29 protein-coding genes are annotated in these 21993 nt (G+C 59.3%); 6 read left to right on the top strand and 23 right to left on the bottom strand.

What is annotated here, in order from left to right:
- The first annotated feature begins 2 nt into the window (after positions 1–2).
- Complete coding sequence (locus tag EDC30_RS17095) at positions 3–623, top strand: pyridoxamine 5'-phosphate oxidase family protein (protein WP_132260073.1); 621 nt, start codon at positions 3–5, stop codon at positions 621–623.
- 104 nt (positions 624–727) lie between these two features.
- Here the strand turns inward: EDC30_RS17095 and pcaD are convergent, their stop codons facing one another.
- From pcaD to EDC30_RS17045, 10 genes are all read right to left on the bottom strand, one after another.
- On the bottom strand, positions 728–1507 hold the full coding sequence (gene pcaD / locus EDC30_RS17090) for a 3-oxoadipate enol-lactonase (RefSeq protein WP_132260072.1): 780 nt from the start codon (positions 1505–1507) through the stop codon (positions 728–730).
- 32 nt (positions 1508–1539) lie between these two features.
- Complete coding sequence (locus EDC30_RS17085; protein WP_132260071.1) at positions 1540–1836, bottom strand: YciI family protein; 297 nt, start codon at positions 1834–1836, stop codon at positions 1540–1542.
- 14 nt (positions 1837–1850) lie between these two features.
- Positions 1851–2135 (bottom strand): muconolactone Delta-isomerase, encoded by a 285-nt coding sequence (gene catC / locus EDC30_RS17080; RefSeq protein WP_132260070.1) that lies wholly within the window; start codon positions 2133–2135, stop codon positions 1851–1853.
- Positions 2136–2196: 61 nt separating this feature from the next.
- Entirely contained in the window at positions 2197–3162 is a 966-nt protein-coding gene (locus tag EDC30_RS17075) for a 3-hydroxyacyl-CoA dehydrogenase (RefSeq protein WP_243656836.1), read from the bottom strand.
- A gap of 1 nt (position 3163) precedes the next feature.
- Positions 3164–3865: an SDR family oxidoreductase gene (locus EDC30_RS17070; protein WP_132260068.1), complete on the bottom strand. Its 702-nt coding sequence runs from the start codon at positions 3863–3865 to the stop codon at positions 3164–3166.
- A gap of 27 nt (positions 3866–3892) precedes the next feature.
- A complete protein-coding gene (locus EDC30_RS17065; protein WP_132260067.1) occupies positions 3893–4945 on the bottom strand; it encodes a cyclase family protein in 1053 nt (350 codons plus the stop codon).
- Positions 4946–5036: 91 nt separating this feature from the next.
- Positions 5037–6290, bottom strand: coding sequence for an ABC transporter substrate-binding protein (locus tag EDC30_RS17060; RefSeq protein WP_132260066.1), 1254 nt, complete (start codon positions 6288–6290; stop codon positions 5037–5039).
- 145 nt (positions 6291–6435) lie between these two features.
- Positions 6436–7638: a 3-oxoadipyl-CoA thiolase gene (pcaF, locus tag EDC30_RS17055; RefSeq protein ID WP_132260065.1), complete on the bottom strand. Its 1203-nt coding sequence runs from the start codon at positions 7636–7638 to the stop codon at positions 6436–6438.
- 16 nt (positions 7639–7654) lie between these two features.
- Entirely contained in the window at positions 7655–8314 is a 660-nt protein-coding gene (locus tag EDC30_RS17050; RefSeq protein WP_132260064.1) for a 3-oxoacid CoA-transferase subunit B, read from the bottom strand.
- The gene (locus EDC30_RS17045; protein ID WP_132260063.1) at positions 8314–9000 is read right to left on the bottom strand and encodes a 3-oxoacid CoA-transferase subunit A; all 687 of its coding nucleotides are present in this window, start codon (positions 8998–9000) and stop codon (positions 8314–8316) included. Before EDC30_RS17045 ends, EDC30_RS17050 begins: the two co-directional genes overlap by 1 nt.
- 212 nt (positions 9001–9212) lie before the next feature.
- Between EDC30_RS17045 and EDC30_RS19935 the strand changes: the two genes are divergently transcribed.
- The 3 genes from EDC30_RS19935 (at position 9213) to EDC30_RS17035 (ending at position 11159) form a co-directional block, all read left to right on the top strand.
- The gene (locus tag EDC30_RS19935) at positions 9213–9347 is read left to right on the top strand and encodes a hypothetical protein (RefSeq protein WP_279389773.1); all 135 of its coding nucleotides are present in this window, start codon (positions 9213–9215) and stop codon (positions 9345–9347) included.
- Positions 9348–9363: 16 nt separating this feature from the next.
- Entirely contained in the window at positions 9364–10179 is an 816-nt protein-coding gene (locus tag EDC30_RS17040; RefSeq protein WP_132260062.1) for an IclR family transcriptional regulator, read from the top strand.
- A 200-nt stretch (positions 10180–10379) separates the two neighbouring features.
- On the top strand, positions 10380–11159 hold the full coding sequence (locus EDC30_RS17035; RefSeq protein ID WP_132260061.1) for an alpha/beta fold hydrolase: 780 nt from the start codon (positions 10380–10382) through the stop codon (positions 11157–11159).
- Between the two features lie 88 nt (positions 11160–11247).
- Here EDC30_RS17035 and leuA read toward each other — a convergent pair whose 3' ends face one another.
- Entirely contained in the window at positions 11248–12924 is a 1677-nt protein-coding gene (gene leuA / locus EDC30_RS17030; RefSeq protein WP_132260060.1) for a 2-isopropylmalate synthase, read from the bottom strand.
- Positions 12925–13178: 254 nt separating this feature from the next.
- Between leuA and EDC30_RS17025 the strand changes: the two genes are divergently transcribed.
- Positions 13179–13649, top strand: coding sequence for an Lrp/AsnC family transcriptional regulator (locus EDC30_RS17025; RefSeq protein WP_132260059.1), 471 nt, complete (start codon positions 13179–13181; stop codon positions 13647–13649).
- A 128-nt stretch (positions 13650–13777) separates the two neighbouring features.
- Complete coding sequence (locus EDC30_RS17020; RefSeq protein WP_132260058.1) at positions 13778–14584, top strand: PPK2 family polyphosphate kinase; 807 nt, start codon at positions 13778–13780, stop codon at positions 14582–14584.
- Positions 14585–14683: 99 nt separating this feature from the next.
- Here the strand turns inward: EDC30_RS17020 and EDC30_RS17015 are convergent, their stop codons facing one another.
- The 12 genes from EDC30_RS17015 to EDC30_RS16960 form a co-directional block, all read right to left on the bottom strand.
- The gene (locus tag EDC30_RS17015; protein ID WP_165973863.1) at positions 14684–15598 is read right to left on the bottom strand and encodes a queuosine salvage family protein; all 915 of its coding nucleotides are present in this window, start codon (positions 15596–15598) and stop codon (positions 14684–14686) included.
- 94 nt (positions 15599–15692) lie between these two features.
- On the bottom strand, positions 15693–16850 hold the full coding sequence (gene dinB, locus EDC30_RS17010) for a DNA polymerase IV (RefSeq protein ID WP_132260056.1): 1158 nt from the start codon (positions 16848–16850) through the stop codon (positions 15693–15695).
- Positions 16851–17020: 170 nt separating this feature from the next.
- Entirely contained in the window at positions 17021–17353 is a 333-nt protein-coding gene (locus EDC30_RS17005) for a YnfA family protein (RefSeq protein WP_132260055.1), read from the bottom strand.
- 142 nt (positions 17354–17495) lie between these two features.
- Complete coding sequence (locus EDC30_RS17000) at positions 17496–17858, bottom strand: YfeK family protein (protein ID WP_132260054.1); 363 nt, start codon at positions 17856–17858, stop codon at positions 17496–17498.
- A gap of 34 nt (positions 17859–17892) precedes the next feature.
- Positions 17893–18558 carry a hypothetical protein gene (locus tag EDC30_RS16995; RefSeq protein ID WP_132260053.1) on the bottom strand — a complete coding sequence of 222 codons (666 nt, stop codon included), beginning with the start codon at positions 18556–18558 and terminating at the stop codon, positions 17893–17895.
- A 245-nt stretch (positions 18559–18803) separates the two neighbouring features.
- Positions 18804–19256, bottom strand: a complete 453-nt coding sequence (locus EDC30_RS16990) for a DUF2214 family protein (protein ID WP_132260052.1) — start codon at positions 19254–19256, stop codon at positions 18804–18806.
- Between the two features lie 131 nt (positions 19257–19387).
- A complete protein-coding gene (locus EDC30_RS16985) occupies positions 19388–19567 on the bottom strand; it encodes a hypothetical protein (RefSeq protein WP_132260051.1) in 180 nt (59 codons plus the stop codon).
- 112 nt (positions 19568–19679) lie between these two features.
- Complete coding sequence (locus EDC30_RS16980; protein ID WP_132260050.1) at positions 19680–20042, bottom strand: hypothetical protein; 363 nt, start codon at positions 20040–20042, stop codon at positions 19680–19682.
- Positions 20043–20140: 98 nt separating this feature from the next.
- Positions 20141–20686 carry a GNAT family N-acetyltransferase gene (locus tag EDC30_RS16975; protein ID WP_132260049.1) on the bottom strand — a complete coding sequence of 182 codons (546 nt, stop codon included), beginning with the start codon at positions 20684–20686 and terminating at the stop codon, positions 20141–20143.
- A 114-nt stretch (positions 20687–20800) separates the two neighbouring features.
- Positions 20801–21100, bottom strand: a complete 300-nt coding sequence (locus EDC30_RS16970; protein ID WP_132260048.1) for an addiction module antidote protein — start codon at positions 21098–21100, stop codon at positions 20801–20803.
- Between the two features lie 9 nt (positions 21101–21109).
- Entirely contained in the window at positions 21110–21400 is a 291-nt protein-coding gene (locus EDC30_RS16965) for a type II toxin-antitoxin system RelE/ParE family toxin (protein WP_132260047.1), read from the bottom strand.
- 151 nt (positions 21401–21551) lie between these two features.
- A complete protein-coding gene (locus tag EDC30_RS16960) occupies positions 21552–21830 on the bottom strand; it encodes a hypothetical protein (protein ID WP_132260046.1) in 279 nt (92 codons plus the stop codon).
- Positions 21831–21993: the final 163 nt, after the last annotated feature.

Raw genomic sequence — 21993 nt, 5'->3', positions numbered from 1 at the left:
CCATGTCAGACCCCTATCAAATTTCCGATCTCGAATCGCTGGAAAACATCTATGGAGAGCCGGTCGTTGCCTCGCTGAAGAAAGAAGTCAACTATCTTCATCCTCACTACCAGCAACTCATCAAGGCGTCGCCCTTCGTCGTCCTGGCGACGAAGGGCGAAGACGGTTTGGATGTCTCGCCAAGGGGAGACCCGGCTGGATTCGTCGCCATCGTCGATGACAAGACCCTGATTCTTCCCGACCGCCGCGGCAACAACCGGATCGACAGCCTGCGCAACATCATTGCGGATCCGCGCGTGGCGCTGCTGTTTTTAATCCCGGGTCTCGGCGAGACGCTGCGGGTGAATGGCCGCGCCAGGATTCTCGTCGACCCCCAGCTCCTGGAGCAGCATGCCATGGAGGGCAAGCTGCCTCGCTCGGTCTTGCAGGTGCATGTCGAATCGGTATTCTTCCAATGCTCGCGGGCGATTCTGCGCTCCAGGCTCTGGCATGCCGACAGCCACGTCGAGAAAAGCAGCTTGCCCAGCGTAGGGACCATCCTGGCAGACTTGAGCCATGGCGATATCGATGGCCAGCAGTACGATGCGGACTTGCCCGCGCGGATCAGCACGACGATGTACTAAGTTCGTGGTCATGTCACGCCGGCGTAAAAAAATGCCCTGGTCGTCCACGACGCCAGGGCATGTAACCTTCCCAGGAGGCGGGAAGGAGGAGGAAGACGATATTTTTAGGTTTGCAGGAACTCGATTACCGCGTTACTGAAGCGTTCCGGCTCCTGCTGGTTGGTCAGGTGGGCGCCGGCGAATTCGACATATTTCGCGCCAGGGATCGCCTCGGCCAAATAACGCCCTTCGGACGGCGGCGTAGGCAAGTCGCCCGCGCCGGCGATCACGAGCGTCGGCGCCGTAATCTTCTTGACCGCTTCTCGGTAATCGGCGTCGCGCACGGCGATGCAGTTGGCCGCGTAGCCCTCGGCTGGAGTCGCCTTGAGCATGTTTTCCAGGTAGGCGACTTGCTCGGGGTGCTTTTCCGCGTACTCCGGCGTCAGCCAGCGCGACACCACGGCGGAGGCAATCGATGCCATGCCTTCCTGGCGCACCTTGTCCACGCGCGTGGTCCAGTTTTCCGGCGGGCCGATCAGTGCGGCGGTATTGGCCAGCACCAGGCGATTGATGCGTTCGGGATGCGCCGAGGCGAGCCACATGCCGGTGATGCCGCCCATCGACAGGCCGCAGAAATGCGCCTTTTGAATGCCGAGGCAATCCAGCAAGCCGATCACATCGCCGCCGAGCTGGGGAATGGAATAGGGGCCGGGCGTGACTTGCGACTGGCCGTGGCCACGTGTGTCGTAGCGCAGCAGGCGGAAATGCTGGGAAAGGGCGGCGACCTGCGGCGCCCACATGTCGATCGTGGTGCCGAGCGAGTTGGACATCACCAGCACGGGATTTTTTTCATCGCCGTCGAGCTGGTAATGGATGCTCACGTCGGCTAGTTGGGCTTGGGGCATGTTTTACCTCCGATTAAAATGAGACCGGCGCATCACAGATAGCTCTGGCCAGCCAGGTAAGCCTTGCGCCAGCGCGTGATGCGGATTTCGCGGAACAGATCGGCCTTGGAAAAAGGGTCAGCAGCGATGAATTGCTCGGCTTCGACGCGCGTTTCCACATCGACGATATAGATGCCGCCGCCGGCATCGCTGCCGTCATCGTTGAGCTTGGCGCCGCATGCCAGCAGCTTGGCCGCCTGCGCGGCAAGATACTCCAGATGCTCGTTGCGGGTTTGCTTGCGCAATTCCTGGCGATTGGGCTTGTCGAAGGTTTCGATCATATAGGGCATGACGCGCCTCCGTTTCAGTTCTTGGCGATGGCCGACGGGTGCTGCGCCAGCGGCGTGACTTCAATCTTCATGAACGGGTACAGCGGCAGACTCATCAGGACATTGTGCAGCTCGTCATTGGATTCGACATCGAACACGCTGTAGTTGGCATACTGGCCTGCGACGCGCCAGAGATGGCGCCATTTGCCGCTTCTTTGCAATTCCTGCGCCAGCGCCTTTTCATCGGCCTTCAGCTGCGTGGCGCGCTCGGCCGGCACGGTGTCGGGAATGTTGACTTGCATATGTACGAGAAATAGCATGGTGATCCTTTCGTCAATCAATGATTCGTTCGATTTACTGTCTTCCTGCCTTGCGACAGGTTCAATTCTTGGAGGCGCGCTTCTTGCGGTCACGTGCCAATGCCATCAATTCGCGGTCGCGCCAGCTGACGCGCGATGACCATTCATCCAGCGGCAAGGCTGCGCGCCGCTGGCGTTCCACTTCGGCGACCAGCTCCGGCGTCCAGGGGTCATCCTGGCCGCGCTCCTTGCCCATCCGGGCGTAAGCCGGCCCCATCTTTTGCGCATGCGAAGCGATGCCGCCTCGCGTGTTCAAGTCTACCGTCTCGAAGGGCCCGATCACGGACCAGCGCGGCGCCAGGCCGTCGCGCATGACGCGGTCGATGTCGGCGACCGTCGCCACGCCATCGCGCACCAGGCAATACGCTTCGCGCAGCACGGCGCCTTGCAGTCGGTTGAAAATAAAACCCTCGACTTCGCGCCGCACCCGCACCGGCGCCATGCCGACTTCATTAAACAACTGCTCGGCGCGCTCGGCCACTGCCGGCGCGGTAAATTCCGCCGGCACGATTTCCACGACCGGAATCAGATATGGCGGATTGCCGGGATGGGCGATCAGGCAGCGCGAGCGGCCCGGCAACTCTGCCGCAAAGAATGACACCGGCAGGGCTGACGATACGCTCGCCAGAATGGTGTCCGGGCGCGTCAGGCTATCGAGTTGCGCAAACAATTCGCGCTTGATCTCGACCTTTTCCGGCGCACATTCCAGCACCAGCGGCACCTCCGCGACGGCGTCGCTCAATGCAGTTATGGTCGAGATGCGTTCGCACACTGTCTGCGGCGATTCATCGAGCAAGTCGAATGTCTTGAGCGCCGCCGCACGTTCGGCCACTTCGCCGGGAACCGCCGCCAGTCTAGCGGCATCCGGGTCTTGCAGGCGCACTTGCCAGCCGGCGCGCGCGAACACCAGCGCAAAGGCTACGCCGATGCTGCCGGCGCCGACGATGGCTACTGTCTGGTCGCTCCGGTTTGGCAAGGACGTATTCACGTCAGACACCTGCCACGCCCACGGTCATGCCGCCGCAGACATACAAGACCTGTCCGGTGACAAAGCCGCTGCGCTCGTCCAGAAAGAACGATACTGCCTGCGCCACATCTTCCGGCGTGCCGATGCGCTTGACCGGCACCGAATCGATGATGGCTTGCGTGCGCGGGCTGCCGGGCGGATTGGCGCGCTCGAACAATTCGGTGGCGATCGGTCCCGGCCCGATGGCATTGGCGGTGATGCCGTAGGCGCCCAGCTCCAGCGCCCAGACGCGCGTCATGCCGATCAAGCCGGCCTTGGTGGCGGCATAGGCAGTGCGCAATTGCTTGCCCAGCGCGGCGCGCGACGACATGTTGAGGATGCGGCCAAAGCCGGCTTCCTTCATGCCCGGCAAGAGCGCCTGCATGCATTGCATCGAGCAGCGCACGTTCAATGCCCAGGCGCGCTCGAGTTCTTCCAGCGTCTGGTTCTCGGCGTCCGCTGGGCAGACCATGCCGACATTGTTGACCAGCCGCGTGATCGGTCCGCCTTCGAGGGCTTGCGCCAGCGCTTTACCGGTGGCGACAGGATCGGCGAGATCGGCGATTATGCCGTCGCCGACGCGGTCGATGATGACCGGTTCGTAGCCATCCTGGCGGCAGCGCTCGGCTGCCGCGGCGCCGATGCCTGCTGCGCCGCCGGTGATCAATACTCGTTGCTTGCTCATTTCAGTCTTTCCATCCTTGGTAATGCCTCAGACCGTCGCCACCGGCGTCACCGGCGACGCGAAAGCGCCCGGGAGCTTCAGGGGCGGCGCCGTCAGCAGGAAACGGTAGCGGCCGCGCTCGCGCAGCCATGCAGCCAGCGGCGTCAGGTGCCACAATTCGCCCAGGTGCACGCCCAGCTTGAAGAGACAATGCTCGTGCAAGGGCAGGGAGGCGCAGCAGTGATGGTCGTCGCGCGCCGGATACGCCTCGACGGCGTAATTGTCGGTGGCGATGGCGGCGAGATTGCTATCGCTGATCCATTGCAGCAAACGCTCGTCGCGCCCGTCGAGCACGGCGCAACTATTCTTCAATACCGCCGGGTCAGGCTGCTTGTTCATCTTCAGCACGACATCGGCAAAGCCGGTGTGCATGCAAACGATATCGCCCGTTTCGATTTCCACGCGGTCCTGTTCGATGACGCGCATGAGCTTGTCATAGCCGACCAGGGTATAGGCGTCGCCGTAGTGCGCGCGCAGGTCGATCATGGCGGCGCGGCCCTGCACGCAGGTTTGCGCCATGTGTTCAATGCCGAGGGCTTTTGCGCATGACGTGCTTTCCGGCTTGATATTCGCGGGCAAGCCGCAATCCGCCACATCGTCCGGGCCGATCACATCGTCGCCGGCGGCATAGCCGTTGTAATACACCGCGCGTGGCACCCCATCGCCATGGACGTCGAACATGGAACCGACGTGCGGCAAGCCATCCCATTGCGTCGAATATTGCAGGTGCAAAATCGCCAGGTCATCCGACAGCACATCGGGGCGGCCGGGCTCCAGCTCCGACAATTGGCAATTGACGTTGACCTTGCCGCGCCGCAGGGTCGGGCGCAGGATCGGCGGGTTACGGTTGGGGTTGAGCGCGTTACCGCCCGGGTAATCCAGCGGCAGGGAGAGGCAAAAGGCGCGGCCATCATGCACTTCCGCCAAGCCTTGTTTCAGTTTTTCCGGCGTCAAAAGATTGAGGCGGCCGAGCTGGTCGTCAGGACCGAAATCGCCCCAGTTGGAACCGGGTGGCCGTTGTTTCCAGCGCGGATTGCTCATGACGCTTCCCTTGTGTCGATTCATTGCATTCCGAATGCGCATGGCATCGATGGCGCTGCCATGCACGCCTTGCGCATTCGGGTTTCCAGACTTACTTCTTCACCAGCGGGCAGGTGGATTTTGCCAGCGGCAGGAACGCCTGGTCGGCAGGAACGGTGCCAATCACCTTGTAGTAATCCCATGGGGACTTGGATTCGTTCGGCGCCTTCACCTGGAACAGGTACATGTCATGCACCATGCGGCCGTCGTCGCGGATCTTGCCATTCTTGGCGAAGAAGTCGTTGATCGGCGTCGCCTTCATCTTCTTCATCACGGTCTCGGTATCGTCGGTGCCGGTTGCTTTGATGGCGTTCAGATAAAGCATGGTCGAGGAATAGGCACCGGCCTGGATCATGTTCGGCATGCGCTTGGCTTTTTCAAAGTAGCGCTTCGACCAGGCACGGGTTTCCGGGTTCAGGTCCCAGTAAAACGCTTCGGACAGCAGCAAGCCTTGTGCCGATGGCAAACCGATCGCGTGGATGTCGTTAATGAACATCAGCAAACCAGCCAGCTTTTGCTTACCGGATTTCAGCAAGCCGAATTCCTGCGCTGCCTTGATGGCGTTCACCGTGTCAGCGCCGGTGTTGGCCAAGCCAATCACCTTGGCGCCGCTCGATTGCGCCTGCAGAATGTAAGACGAGAAGTCAGAAGCGTTGGTCGGGTGCTTGACCGCGCCCAGCACCTTGCCGCCGGCTTCCTTGATCACTTCGGTCGCGGTTTGTTGCAACGATGCGCCGAAGGCATAATCAGCAGTCAGGAAGTACCAGCTATCGCCACCGTTTTTCAGCATCGCCTTGGCAGTCACATTGGCCAGCGAATAGGTGTCGTAGGCATAGTGGATCGCTGTCGGGGCGCACAGGTCGGTGGTGATGCGCAGCGTGCCCGGGCCATTGAAGACGATGATCTTGTTCTTCAGGCGTGCGACTTCCAGCGCCGACAAGGCGGTGGCGGAGCCGGCCACATCCAGCAAGGCATCGACCTTGGCGGTATCGAACCATTCGCGTGCCTTGGCGGCGGCGATATCAGCCTTGTTGTTATGGTCGGCAAACACCAGTTCGATTTTCTTGCCATTGACCTTGCCGCCAAAATCGTCGATGGCCATCTGCACGGCAGTCGCGGTGCCCTGGCCGGCGATATCGGTCAGCACGCCCGACAAGTCGAGCAGCAGGCCGATCTTGACGACGTCATCGGAAATGCCCTTTTTTTGATCCTGGGCGATGGCAGCCGTGCTGGCGGCGCCGAGCGCCAGGGTGGCGATGGCAGCGGCCAGCCGGCGGCGGCAAAACTTGGTGAAGGTGCTTTTCATAATCTCTCCAATTTTTTTGGTTGTCTTCTTGCTTGTTAATGATGTGATGCATGGCGGCTTACCGCGATGCGTTCCTGCACTGCTTCGTACTTCTATCAAACTGTCGCTATCCGTTCTGAAAGGCAATCTGAGGCTGTATCCGGCTCTAGACGCGCTCGATGGCCATCGCGATACCCTGGCCGACGCCGATGCACATCGTGCACAGCGCATAGCGGCCACCCTTGCGTTGCAATTCATACGTCGCCGTGGTGACCAGGCGCGCGCCGCTCATGCCGAGCGGGTGGCCCAGCGCAATCGCGCCGCCATTCGGGTTGACGCGGGTATCGTCGTCCGCCACGCCCAGTTCGCGCAGCACGGCCAGACCTTGCGAGGCAAAGGCTTCATTGAGTTCGATGACGTCGAACTGGTCGATCGTCATGTTCAAATGCGCCAGCAACTTCTTGGTGGCCGGCGCCGGGCCGATACCCATGACGCGTGGCGCCACGCCGGCGGTCGCCATGCCGAGAATGCGGGCACGCGGCTTCAAGCCATAGCGCTTGACAGCCTCTTCATCGGCCAGCAGCACGGCGCAAGCGCCATCGTTGACGCCGGAAGCGTTGCCGGCAGTGATGGTGCCGTCATGACGAACGATGGGCTTCAGCTTGGCCAGCGCTTCCAGCGTGGTTTCGCGCGGATGCTCGTCCTTCTCGACCATGACGGTTTCGCCTTTCTTCAGCGGCACTTGCACGGCGATGATTTCTTCCGCCAGGGTGCCGTCGCGCTGGGCGCGGGCTGCCTTTTGCTGGCTGCGCAGGGCAAAGGCGTCCTGGTCGGCGCGGTTGACCTTGTAATCGTCGGCGACGTTTTCCGCGGTTTCCGGCATGGAGTCGACGCCGTATTCCTTTTTCATCAGCGGATTGACGAAACGCCAGCCGATGGTGGTGTCATGGATTTCCGCAGCGCGCGAAAAGGCCGTGGTAGCCTTGCCTTGCACGAACGGCGCGCGGCTCATGCTCTCGACGCCGCCGGCGATGATCAAGGAAGCTTCGCCGGTGCGAATCGCACGTGCGGCCGAACCGATGGCATCCATGCCGGAGCCGCACAAGCGATTGACGGTGCTGCCGGCGACCTCGACCGGCAAACCGGCCAGCAGCGCCGACATGCGCGCCACGTTGCGGTTATCTTCGCCGGCCTGGTTGGCGCAGCCATAGATCACTTCATCGACAGCCTTCCAGTCCACATCGGGATTGCGCGCCATCAGCGCGCGGATCGGCACCGCGCCCAGGTCGTCGGCGCGCACCGACGACAGCGAACCGGCGTAACGGCCAATCGGTGTGCGAATGGCATCGCAGATAAATACGTCTTTCATCTTGTTTCCTTTACGCTCAAGCCGCGGTGCCGTTCTTCATCGGCACGCCGGTCAGCTCGACCAGGGCATCGAAATCGAGGTCGGTGTAAATTTCGCGCACTACCAGGCCGTCACTGGTGACGTCGATCATGGCCAGATCGGTGTAGATGCGGTTCACGCACGCCTGGCCGGTCAAGGGATAGCTGCACGCCTTGACGATCTTGCTTTCGCCTTGCTTGGTGAGGTGGTCCATCATGACGAACACCTTCTTGGCGCCCAGCGCCAGGTCCATGGCGCCGCCCACGGCCGGAATGGCGTCGGGCGCGCCGGTATGCCAGTTGGCCAGATCACCCTTTTCCGAGACTTGGAAGGCGCCCAGCACGCAGTAATCGAGATGGCCGCCGCGCATCATGGCAAACGAATCGGCATGATGGAAAAAGGCGCCGCCTGGCAGCAGGGTGACGTACTGCTTGCCTGCATTGATGAGGTCGGGGTCTTCCATGCCCGCCGCCGGCGCCGGGCCCATGCCGATCACGCCGTTTTCGCTGTGCAGGATGATTTCCTTGTCGCTGCCGATATGGTTGGCGACAAGAGTCGGCACGCCGATGCCGAGATTGACGTAAGCGCCCTCGGGAATGTCGCGGGCGACTTTCTGCGCCATTTCATCACGACTCAGTTTCTTGCGCACTTGTGTCATTACGCTGCCTCCTTCTTGGCGGCGGCGCCGATGGCGACCACGCGCTGCACGAAAATGCCCGGGGTGACGATCGCTTCCGGGTCCAGCTCGCCGAGATCGACGATGCGTTCGACCTGGGCGATGGCGGTCTTGGCGGCCATGGCCATGATCGGGCCGAAATTGCGCGCCGTCTTGCGGTACACGAGGTTGCCCCAGCGGTCGCCGGCCAGCGCCTTGATCAGGGCGAAATCGGCATGCAGCGGCGTCTCGAAGACATATTGGCGGCCATTGATTTCGCGGGTTTCCTTGCCTTCGGCCAGCAAGGTGCCGTAGCCGGTCGGCGTAAAGAAGCCGCCGATGCCGGCGCCGGCGGCGCGGATGCGTTCAGCCAGATTCCCCTGCGGGACCAGTTCAAGCTCGATGTCGCCGGCGCGGTAAAGCGCGTCGAAATGGTGGGAATCGGCCTGGCGCGGAAACGAGCACACGATCTTGCGCACGCGGCGCGCTTTCAAGAGCGCGGCCAGGCCGGTTTCGCCATTGCCGGCATTGTTGTTGATGATGGTGAGGTCGCGGGCGCCGTGGTCGATCAAGGCGTCGATCAGCTCGGACGGCATGCCCGCCGTGCCGAAGCCGCCGATCATGACGGTCGCGCCGTCGCGGATGTCGGCAACCGCTTCGGTCAGGGATGAAACGATCTTGTTAATCATTTTTTGCCTTGCAAAGGGCTGTTGAAAAAATCGCCAGCCCGGAAATAAGGACGGTATAATTTGTTCGTTTTACGAACGTTTGTTCATTTAGCGAACATGTGCGGCGATTCTAGGCGTGAAAAAAATGACTGTCAAGCCATCGGTGACATTCAATCTGTCGCAGCCATTTCTTATGGTTTTGCGGCAATTTGCCGCCAAATCCCGGCTTCTTCATGGCATCGTCGAACATGACCATTGGCAATTTCATCATGCGTACCGACCCGGGTTGGTATAATCCGCCAACGCTGCGGCGCGGCATCACGCCGCTTCCTGCATGCGGCAACGGCTTTACCATTTTGCAAACGTGAACCTGCACTTCTGGCCATGAACGACGCTCTTCCCGCTATCCCCAATCCCGCCGATGAGGCGGCGGAACGTCCCGGCGACTCATACGTGTTGTCGTTCGCGCGCGGCCTGGCGGTCATTCGTTCATTCAATGCCAGCCGCCCGGCGCAAACGCTCTCCGACGTCGCCGCCGCTACCGGCCTGTCGCGTGCCGGCGCGCGCCGCATCCTGCTGACCCTGCAGGCACTGGGTTATGTCGAAGCGGATGGCCGATTGTTCAGGCTGACGCCGAAAATCCTCGACCTGGGATTTGCCTATCTGACGTCCATGCCGCTGTGGAATAGCGCAGGGCCGGTGATGGAAGACCTGGTGGAGCAGGTGCATGAAAGCAGTTCGGCCGCCGTGCTGGACCGCACCGAAATCGTCTATGTGGTACGGGTGCCGACCCACAAGATCATGGCCATCAACCTCTCCATCGGCAGCCGCTTGCCGGCGTATTGCACCTCGATGGGGCGGGTCTTGCTCTCCGGCCTGGACGAAGCACAGCTGGATGCCGTGCTGGCGGAGTCGGACTTGCGCGCCCATACGCCGCGCACGCTCGTGACACCGAAAGACTTGCGCAAGGAAATCGCCACGGTGCGCGCCCAAGGCTGGGCCGTGGTCGACCAGGAATTGGAAGCGGGATTGATTTCGCTGTCGGCGCCAATCAAAAACCGCCACGGCAAGATCATCGCGGCAGTCAACATCAGCGGCAATGCGCAACGCAAATCCGCCAAGCAAATGGTGAAGGAATTCCTTGGCCCGCTCCAGGCCGCCGCGCAACGCATTTCCAGCGTCGTGTCCTTGCACGGCTGATCCCCATCCCATTCCTCGATTGCGGCCAGGCTCGTAGCGAGCCGCACTTGTCAAGCGCCGGCGCCTCTCCGGCCGGCGAGTGGAAAGCGAACAAAAAATCCCTATAGTGACGTTATTAGTGACGACATTGCCGCGCGACCTGATTGAATCAAGGAGAGCGGCGACATCGTGAATCGCGCAAGGAACAAGAAGGGAAAATCATGGCACGCGCTCACATCAATGGCATCGGCATCGACTACGACATGCAAGGAGAGGGCCCGCCACTGTTGTTCATCCACGGACTGGGCTCTTGCAAGGAAGACTGGGAAGCGCAGGTCGCGCATTTCGCCGCGCGCTTCCGGGTGATCAGCTTCGACTTGCGCGGACATGGCGCGTCGGACAAGCCTGCCGGCCCGTACAGCATGGCGCAATTCGCCAATGACGCCGCGGGGTTGCTGCATGCCCTGCAGATCGAGTCGGCGCACGTGGTCGGCATTTCACTCGGCGGCGCCGTTGCCTTTCAGTTCGCCGTTGACTATCCGGGCCTGGTGCAGTCGCTCACCATCGTCAACAGCGGCCCGGATGCGACCGTACGTACCTTCAAGGAAAAACTGGCGATCTGGATGCGCAATTACGTAGTCCGCCGCAAGGGTATGGCCAAGCTCGCCGCCATGATCGCACTGCGCCTGTTTCCCAAGCCGGAAAACCGCGCCGAACGCGAGCGCTTCATCGAGCGCACCTCGCGCAACGATCCACAAGCTTACCTGAACGCCTTTGCCGCGCTGATCGGCTGGAGCGTGGCGGAGCGCATCGGCGGCATCACCTGTCCGGTGCTGGCGATCGCCGCCGACCAGGATTACACGCCCTTGTCGATGAAGGAAGCTTATGTGGCGCGCATACCGGGCGCCAGGCTGGAAGTGGTGAACGACGCCCGCCATGCGCTGCCGATGGAAAAGCCGGCGCAGTTCAATGCCGTGCTGGAGCGCTTTCTGGCGACCTAGGCGTAAGCGCTGGGGACACCACGCGCGCCCCTAAATATAAAAGGCTCCAATCACTCGATGGAGCCTTTTGTTTGCCGGTGCTTAAAGCTTAAGCCGCCATCGCCTCGCCTGCGATGGAGCAGGCGCGATTCAATGCCGACAATACCGCCTTCAGCGACGCGCTCACCGTGTCATGGTCGAAGCCGGCGCCGGAATAGCGCTGGCCATTGATATTGAGCTGCACATAGGCCGCCGCCTCGGCATCGGTGCCGGCGCCAATGGCATGCTCGCTGTAATCGACCACATTGATCTGCCGGCCGCTGAAGCGCATCAGCGCATCGATGAATGCCGAGAGTGCGCCCTCACCCTCGCCGTGCAACTGGCGCTGCGCGCCATTTTCGCTGATCGTCGCTTCAACGACGTCATGGCCACCCTCGTGGCGGATTTGATAGCCATGCAAGGCTACCGCGCCCTGGTCGACCACAAAGTTTTGCCGGAACAGGGCATGGATGCTGGCGCCGTCGATTTCACCACTTCTGGCTTCGCTGGCCTTTTGCACCACCTGGGCCAGATCGACCTGCAGCCAGCGCGGCAGCACCAGGCCATAGTCGCGTTCCAGCACGAAAGCCACGCCGCCCTTGCCGGACTGGCTATTGACGCGGATGACTGCCTGATAATCGCGACCGAGATCTTTCGGGTCGATCGGCAGGTAAGCCACTTGCCACGGCTCGTCTTCTTTTTGCTGGTGCAGGCACTTGCGGATGGCATCCTGGTGGCTGCCGGAAAAGGCCGTGTACACCAGTTCGCCGAACCATGGGTGGCGCGGATGCAGGGCGATGCCGGTGCATTCCTGCGCGACGGCGATGATTTCGTCCGGGTTGGAGAGATCGAGTTCCGGGTCGACGCCCTGGCTGTACAGGTTCATCGCCATGGTGGTGATATCCATGTTGCCGGTGCGCTCGCCATTGCCAAGCAAGGTCCCTTCGACGCGGTCGGCACCGGCCAACACGGCCAGTTCCGCCGCCGCCACACCGCAGCCACGGTCGTTATGCGTATGCACCGACAGGATCAGCGCATCGCGGCGGCTGATGCGGGTGGCAAAGTATTCGATCTGGTCGGCATAGACATTGGGCGTGGTGCTCTCCACCGTCGAGGGCAGGTTGATGATGCAGGGCTTCTCCGCGCTCGGCTGCCACACATCCATCACCGCTTCGCATACCGCGACGGCGAAATCCACCTCGGTATTGGAAAAACTCTCCGGAGAATATTCAAAGGTCCATTCGGTTTCCGGATGCTTGTCGGCTTCGCGCTTGACCATGGCCGCGCCCTGGCTGGCGATCTTGATGATGCCGTCACGGTCGAGGCCGAACACGCGCTCGCGCTGCACGGTCGAGGTCGAGTTGTACACGTGGACGATGGCGCGCTTGGCGCCTTTCAAGGCGTCAAAGGTGCGCAGGATCAGATCCTCGCGCGCCTGCACCAGCACCTGCAGCGTGACATCGTCGGGAATCTGTTTGGCTTCGATCAGCCAGCGCACGAAATCGTAATCGGGCTGCGAAGCGGAGGGAAAGCCCACCTCGATTTCCTTGAAACCGAGCTTGACCAGCAATGCCCACAAGCGGCGCTTCTGACCGACATTCATCGGCTCCAGCAGGGCTTGGTTACCGTCACGTAGATCGACGCTGGCCCAGCGCGGCGCACGGGTGATGGTGCGGTTCGGCCACTGGCGGTCGGGCAGGTTGATGACGGGGGCAGCACGGTATTTGCGGTGGTCAAAGGCTTTCATGTTGTTCTCTCTTTTCGATTAGGTATACGCGTCCGCACCGGTGGCCAGCCTGCCAGCCTCGTGAGCTATTCAGCCATGACAGCGATCGGTGACGCTGCCATGCCGGATGCGGCGGTATGGGTGAAAGAATAACGCAACGGCCTTGCAATGTGCTTGCAAAAATTGGTTATTATTCTCAATATTTGCAATTTACTTGCATTTACCATTTAAAATATAGAATATATTGCCAATACATCCAAAAACACCCATATATCATGCAACTGGACCGTTACGATCGCCACCTCCTGGAAGTCTTGCAACAGGATGGCCGCATCAGCAACCAGGACCTGGCCGACCGTATCGGCCTGTCGCCTTCCTCGTGCCTGCGCCGCCTGCGCACCCTGGAAGAAAGCGGCTTGATCACTGCGTACCGCGCGCTGCTCGATGCCAAGACGCTGGGCCTGACGCTGATGGCGCTGGTGCATATTTCCATGGATCGTCATACGCCTGAACGCTTCAATCATTTCGAATCGACCGTGGCGGCTTTGCCGGAAGTGCTGGAGTGCCTGTTGATTACGGGACAGGATGCCGACTACCAGTTGAAAGTCGTGGTGCGCGATATGGATGCCTATCAGGAACTGCTGCTCAACAAGATCACGCGCATCGAAGGCGTCACCGGCGTGCATTCCAGTTTCGTCTTGCGCCGCGTCGTCAGCAAAACGTCATTGCCGCTCGACGGCATCTGAACTGGGTCGCGGCCATCGCCGGAAGACTTAACCCAGGACGATGACAAGGGCGCTGCCGATCAATGCCAGACCCGGCGCGGCGCGCTATGCTGTATTGAACCGATCAACATTCATTGAAAGGCCGCAGCGTGCATGCACAAGACCTTTTCCGCGCCAAACTTCCGCTCAAGCTGAAGGACGATTCTGCCAAGACCAAGCCGATTTCCAGCGGCGACAAGGCGGCCGATCAGGTGCGCACGGCGGAACTGGCTGAAGAAATCTCGGCCATGCAGGATATCTTTTATGCGGAAAACGACCGCAAGATGCTGATCATCCTGCAAGGCATGGATACCAGCGGCAAAGATGGCACGGTGCGCGGCGTCTTCGGCCGGCTCGACCCGCTGGGCGTGCGTTGCGTCTCGTTTCGCGCCCCCAGCATTACCGAACGCGAGCATGACTACTTCTGGCGCGTGCACCGCGAAGTGCCGGCGCAACGCGAGATGGTGATCTTCAATCGCAGCCATTATGAAGACGTGCTGTATCCGGCGGTGCACGGGCTGATCGATGACAGGGAATGCAAGCGGCGCTACCGGCAGATTCAGGATTTCGAGCGCATGCTGACAGAGACCGGCACGGTGCTGCTGAAATTTTTCCTGCACATCTCTTACGAGGAACAGAAGGAACGCCTGGCAGCCCGGCTGGCCGATCCGCAAAAACACTGGAAAGTCGATCTCAACGACTTGAAGGAACGGCAGCACTGGGACCAATACCAGCGCTTGTATGAAAAGGCGATCGAGGCCACCGATACCGACCATGCACCCTGGTACGTCATCCCGGCCGACAGCAAGAGCCACCGCAATCTGGCGATTGCATCGATCATGGTAGAAAGCATGAAAGACTTAAAACTCAACTATCCGCCGCCGAATCCGGATTACTTCGCGATCGACGTGAAGTAGGCGTATCTCCCGCATGTGGCATGTGGCTTGAGCCTGGAACGGGGAGCCAATTGCCCATGGCTAAAAGCCCAACGCCGCATGCGGGATTTTTTCTCGCTCTCAGTAATCGGTCGTAATGGTCAGGTGATACGGCGTCGCCCCGCAGGCATGGCGGTTTTGCCATAACACGTTGACCATGGCATGTTCGGACACGCCCAGGTGCCGCGCCATTTCCTGCGCCCCCAGCACTGTCGCGCTGCGGATGGCGCGTTCTTCGGCGCTGTGGCGCATGATGAGCGTATGCTTGTCGATCTTCGCCGCCAGTTCCGGCGCAAAGCGCAGCACCTTAATCGACCGCATCACCCGCGGCATCTGGTAGCTGGCCGCCACCGTGATATCGCAATCGACCTGGATGCCTTGCTCGAGCAGATAACCGGCGTACCACATGATGGCCAGCTGCGCCCGCATGAGATAGGGGTCCTGGCCATACGCCATCGGAAAGCGCCTGGCCAGCCGCTCGGCATCGTCGGCGGTCAATCGGCCGGTTCCGGCCGCAACCACCAGTTCGGCAGCCGCCTGTTCCAGCTGGTCTTCAAACAGCACTTCACGCAAAAACTGCGCGCGCCGCCGCGCCAGGGAAATCTCGCCCAAGGCATCGATCAGCACCTGTTCCACCCCCGAGCCAAGGCGGGCACGCAAGCGCACCGGTGTGGTCTCGTCGCCCCAGATGGCGTCGAATGCCGCCTTCAAGCCATGCGCGCCGCCTTCATCGCCCCAGTGGTAGCGCGCCACGCCATCCGTGGTCGGCGTCCAGAACATGAAGTTCACGCTGTTCAAGGCGACGCAATAGGCCGCCGCGCCCTCGGGCGTTTGTCCGGCAGGCTTGCCGAACAAACCAACGGTCATGTGGCTGAAACGATCGGCGCGGGCTGGCAGGCGGGAAATTGCCTCGCTGTCGACCGCGACGAGTTCGGGTTGATAATCCTGCCGCGCCTGGGCGAGGAGTCGTTCTTTTGCGGAGTGAAGAGAGTTCATGGGAATTGCCAACGTCATCGACAATGCAAGCATACCCGACCTTGACACCGATCCCTGAAAGACCGACCAGAATGCTCCAGCTTTGCCGTATCGCTCACTCCGCGAAGGGCAACTGTTCCTGATAAAACTGCGCGCCATCCTGCGCGGCATTGGGCCGCTCCAGCGCGCCCACGCGCACGCCGAGCAAGCGAAAGCGCTGCTCCAGCGGCACGCGCTTCAGGCATTCGCCGGCGGCACGGCGAATGGTGGCGGCATCGGCCGTCGGCGCCGGCAAGGTGAAGTCGCGGGTGACGATGCGAAAGTCCGTATAGCGCAGCTTGATGCCGATGGTGCGGCCGACATAACCTTTGCGGCGCAAGTCTTCCGCCACCTTCACGCACAGCGCGGTAAAAATACCCGACAAGCTTTCGCGGTCATGGCGCGCATGCAAGTCGCGATCGAAGGTGGTTTCGCGGCTGATCGACTTGGGTTCCGAGCGGGTGATGAGGGGCCGCTCATCGACCCCTTGCGCCGCATCGAGCAGCCAGGCGGCATAGCTGCGGCCGAAGTGATCCTGCAGCAGGCCGGGCGCGGCCTTGGCCAAGTCCTCGATCGTATGAACGCCGAGCGCTTCAAGCTTTTGGCCGGCCTTGGGACCGATGCCATTGATCTTACGCACCGGCAGCGGCCAGATCCGCTTGGGAATGTCCTCCGGAGTCAGGAGCGTCAACCCATCCGGCTTGTCGAGATCCGAGCAAATCTTGGCCAGCAGCTTGTTGGGCGCCACGCCGATGGAGCACGACAAGCCGGTGGCGTTGCGCACGGCTTGCTTGATCTGCTGCGCCAGCGAATGCGTATCCTCTTGCAGGTCGCTCAAGTCGATATAGATTTCATCGATGCCCCGGTCCTCGATCTGCGGCGCGATGCTGGCCACGGCCTGCTTGAACAGGCGCGAATAATGCCGATAGGCGTCGAAGTCCACCGGCAAGAGAATCGCATCTGGCGCCAGCTGGGCCGACTTCATCAACCCCATCGCGGAAAACACGCCCAGCGCCCGCGCTTCATACGTGGACGTGGTGACCACGCCGCGCCCGGCATAGTCGCGCAAGCGGGCAAAGCGCCGAGTGCCATCGGCTTGCATGACAGGTCTATCCACCGAGCGGCCACCGATCACCACGGGCTGCCCTTTCAACTCCGGATAGCGCAAGAGCTCCACGGATGCATAGAACGCATCCATATCCAGGTGGGCGACACGGCGGAGTTCGCGCTTCATGACAAAACCCGGCGCGGTCCTGGTGCGGAATTGAAGTGAAACGAAATCATGATCCTGCAAATTATACTGTATGCAATAACAGTATCAGCAAGGAAGAATGGGGAGGCTTAACGATGCTGAGCTTGAGGTTGATGCGACTGAGGCACGTGCCGATTGTGGGGATTTAACGCTCATGCGCTTCTGGGCGCGAACATGATAATTCCCATGCCGACCAGCGCCACCAGGACACCGGCTATGTCCCAGACAGTCGGCTGGATGCCGTCGACCACCCATAGCCACAGGATCGCCACACAGATATAGACGCCGCCGTAGGCGGCATACACGCGTCCGGCAGCGGTAGGATGCAAGGTCAGCAGCCAGGCGAACAGCGCCAGGCTGATCGCCGCCGGCACTAACAACCACGCGCTCTTGCCCTGCCTGAGCCAGAGATAGGGGAGGTAACAGCCGACAATTTCCGCGATGGCGGTTACGACAAACAGGGCGAAGGTACGAAGTTCAAGCATAGCGGCAGATCATGACGATTAACGCGCCAACGGCGAAGCAGGCATCTTATCAAGATGCTTTCCATGTCGCTGGCACATGTGTGCCATGTAGTGACGCGGGACCGTCGCCGGATCAATCAATCTCGCCGCCGAACAGCGCAAGCTATTTTTTACCCGCGCGATACCTGCCCAATTCCTGCATCAGCCACGGGCCGCTTTTCGCCGGCACGTTGCCGCCGCATTTGACCTGATAGGGCTTGCCGCTCATGCTGCTCTGGCTGGCGGCGCGATCGATGAAGTCTTCGGCAGAAGAGACCAGGTCTTTTTTAAGCAAGTACTGGTACTTCTCGTTAATGTGGTCCACCGCTTCGGCGGAACTGTACCACTTGCCATTGCGGTTGAATTGGCAACCGGACTCTTTCAGGTAAGCGACAAGATGAGCGATTTCCTGCCGAGCCGCAGCGGGCGGCTCGCCACCATGCGCCAGGCAGGGAAGAAGTAGCAGAAGCGGGAATAGTCGTTTCATTTATTTGAATCCTATGCCGTCGGTGACATCGATGCTAGTTTAGCGCCACCAGCAAGCGCTGCGTCAAATCTTCCGGCAGACCAAGCGCATCGCTCTTTAGCACCCGCATCGCGGCGGGCTGATCTTCCGGCGACTGTTCACGGAAATTCTTCACCAGTTCAGCCACTACTTCCTGCCGCTCCGCCTCCGACATATCAGCATACGCCTGGCGCATCCGTGCCTGCTCGGACTTCACTTCCCGGAACGTTTGCAGCTGCATACGCAGCACACCGGACATTTGCGGCATGCTCGCCATCATGGCGCGCATTTGTCGCACATCCGGCACGTCATCTTCATTGCCGGCTGCCTTGGCCATCCTCGTGATGGTTTGTTCGTATTCTTCCCATTCCGCATCCGTCAATGGCGCGGCATTCGTATCGTAGACGCCGGAAGCCTTCAATGCCGCTATCGCTTCCGGCGGCATGCCAGGCCGCGGCGCGAAGCCGCCCATGCCGGGCACCATGGCAAGCATGCTGCCTCCCGGAGTTCCAGCCAGCGAATCTCTCACCAAGCCGGTTGCCTGCTCCTTGGCATAGGAAACGATTTTTTCCTTCAATGCTTGCTTGACGTAGCTAAGCAGGATAGCGCCGAGCGGCCCGACTGCATGAGCCGGACTTGCCAGGGCCATGGCCAGCGAAGCAACGACGAGAGCGCGTTTCATGGGCGAATTTCCTCGAACTTTAAATTTATATTTTATGGATTTTAAGCCAGGCTGAGGGTGGCACGTAGCTGACGATTCAAGAGTCAACTGCTTCGCCATATGAAGTCTTACGCCGGACCCGCAAGCCGCAGATCATGCCGCGAAGCGGCAGCTCTTGTTGCAGTCGGGGTTAAGCAACGCGTTACTTATGCATTCTTGGTTTGCTTTCTCGCCTGGCTTACGCCTATGCCCGTATATCTGGGCAATCAGCCGACGTAGCCAATACCTTTTGCCATGAATGCCGCAGCCAATAGAATGATCATTATCCCAATCAGCTCCAGGTGAATCAGCTTACGAATGACGCTCAATTTTTGTGGCGTTATAACCGGCGCCTGCCCCGCCTTTAAATACCTGGCCCAAGAAAAAAACTCAATCGTGGGCCAAATCGACACGACCCCCACCGAAACGAATGCCGCCATTTTTATCCAGAACGGCACACTGTGCAGATAATACGCCGCGCCTTTTTCGAAATAGAAGACTCGAAGCAACCCGACAACGATCACAGTGCCAGCGGCTGCCCCATACACCATGTCGGCGATGCGAATTTTGCGAGCACTTCGCAGAGTCAGTACTTCTTGCAGCAATACGAGCTCTGCGACTAACGCGCCGAAAAGGATAAAGATGGCCAAATGATGGAGGAATGCGAGAAATGGTGTCATTCGTGCTGTCCTGAAATTTAATGCCGAACTAACCAGGCCGCGCCATATGCCATGAAGCGGCGAACTCTCTGGCGCGAATCTGGGTTGAGCGGCGAGATAAATAGATGCCCAAAGGCGGTTTGATACACAAGTCACTTACCAACATTAGTTTTTATCCAGTCGACCACTGCATCGGCTGCTTCGCCGGGCGTGTTCAAATTACCATGCAGCATTAAGACACCGATACGATCTTCTGCATGTGCCGAGGAATTAACTGTTTTAGAAAGCCACCCGACAAACATTATCAATACCAAACGATGAAACTTCTCCATAAATTCCCCGTAAAGTTGAATAAATGATTTGTTGAAGAGTTTTGTGACTGTTCTATTTGACGCCTAGCTGAGCGGCAGGCGGATCTGTACTGAAACAACAGCATGTTAGTTTTTATTCTGTTCGACGCCAGCGCTGACTTGAATTTGAATACTGCTCCATCGTTTGGCTATCGATAGCGATCACGTCTAAGTGCCCACATAATCTCTCCACTTCCGCGCGCTCAACCCTTCTCATGGTCAGAAAATGAACTCCTGCATCACTTTCCGGTGTTAGCTGGAACTCGGCATACGCTGCTTCGCTCTCCCACCGACCAAACCATGTATCATCACATAGTTCCCAATCCGTATTGGGGAAAACTGCCGAAAGAATTTGCTTAACTTCTTCTACCGAGCCAAGCTTTTTGGGCAACTCGACTGGCCAGGAGCTCATTGGTCCATCGCTCAGTGGTTTAAATAACGAATAGTCGTAGCTCATAGAAAATCAATTTAACGCCGAGCTAACGGGACCGCAGCACGCTGCCGCGTAGCGGCAAGTCCCTGTTGGGGCTCCGGGTTAAGCGACGAGTTGGAACTTTACGCAATAGGTTCATGATTGACACCTGGACGATCAATCCGATAAAACGCATATTCTTGAGCTCCGCCCGATAAATTTTCGATACCGGTATGAGAGAAAACTCCACCGATTTTCTCAACCGCCTTGCGCGAGCGCGTATTGGTGACAGCCACGTGGAACCAGACCCGGTCGACAGTCTGAAACGCAAAATTAAGCATCAGCTTTTTTAGCTCGGCATTGGTAGGACCGCCCCAGTAAGCACGAGCGATAAAAGTGTAGCCAATCGCCACTTCTTTCTTTTCCTTATTCCAATTGTAGTACCGCGATGTCCCGATCACGCTACCGGAATTACGATCTATTACGATGAGGGCGGAACGCGATTTCACTGCCAATTGAAACCACGGATCGAATTCTGATCTTAGATAACGCGTCCGACTCGGATGTTGTTCCCAAATCAGCGGATCAGACGCGACCTGATAAAGCGACTCATAGTCGCTAGCAGCTAGGGGACGAAGAACAATGTTTTCACCGTCTAGTAGAGTCGGAAGAGAAAAGCTGTCTGACACGTTCGATGCGCTCCTTTTGTAGTTCTAACGCCGAGCTAACGGGCACGCGACAGTGGCCGCGAAGCGGCGAGCTGTTGGCGCGCGTCCGGGTTCAGCAACGAGTTGGGCAGTTGTTCAATGATGAGCCGGCTCGGCATGCAGCTTCAACCCAAGTGCACCGATAACCTTAAGGATAGTGTCGAAACCTGGAGCACGATCACCGGAAAGGGCTTTGTAGAGGCTTTCACGCGAGAGGCCAGCATCGCGGGCGACTTGTGTCATACCTTTGGCGCGAGCAATGTCTCCCAATGCCTTAGCAATAAAAGACGCGTCACCGTTCGCTTCCTCCATGCATGCCTCAAGATAGGCCGCCATTTCTTCCGGAGTGCGAAGGTGTTCAGCAACGTCGTAACGGGTGGTAATAGTTTTCGCCATGATTAACTCCTACAGGTTTCGCGCCAGCCGCAATGCGGTCTTGATATCGGCGGTTTGTGTTGACTTATCACCTCCTGCCAGCAAAATCACAATTTTGTCACCCTGCTTGGTGAAATAAACGCGATAGCCAGGTCCGTAATTGATTCGTAACTCAGAAACTCCTTCGCCGACAGGCTTCACATCGCCAGGATTCCCCATGGCAAGACGTTCGATTCTGACCAAAATACGGGCACGCCCTTGGAGGTCCCGAAGGTTATCGATCCAATCGGCATAAATGTCGGTTTTGCGAATTTCGAGCATACCCAAATGTAGCCAATTGGCTACGCATTGTCAAGGCGCCTAGAAATCTGCCCAACGCCACGCTAACGGGGCCGCAGCACGTGCCGCGAAGCGGCATGTCTCTGCTGCGAGGTCCGGGTTGAGTGACTTGTTAGCGCTCTTCTGAGTCATTTCAAATATGTTTATCCGCAGCTTGCACAAGCTTGACGCTGACAAAAATTAGCACAAGCCCTATTAAGAGAAACGATAAGGTGGCCACCCAATATGGCGCGTCAGGTTTGCAATAAAGAATTCCTGTTCCATCCGTCGGGCCTTCTAAGCTAATGCAACCCGTTGCTAGAGCGCTAAACGCGAAAAATACGAAGCCTACAGCAATGGCCACCAGAACCGCTGCACCGGCCGTAGCGGTAAATCGGTCAATGCGAATCTTGGGCTTTCCGTGATCGTTCATAAATAGCGCTAACGCCGAACTAACCGGCCCGCCACATTGGCCGCGCAGCGGCAAGCCCTTGTTGGGGCTCCGGGTTCAGCGAATAAAAGGGACTTCCCCCACTCGGTACGGCATCGACGTGCCAAGATTGAGGTTCGAGAACAATCTGAATGAGGGAGGAAGT

Source organism: Paucimonas lemoignei (assembly GCF_004342585.1).
Taxonomy (GTDB): Bacteria; Pseudomonadota; Gammaproteobacteria; order Burkholderiales; family Burkholderiaceae_D; genus Paucimonas; species Paucimonas lemoignei.
Note: the sequence above shows the minus strand (reverse complement) of the source record. Positions and strands in the feature narration are given on the sequence as shown.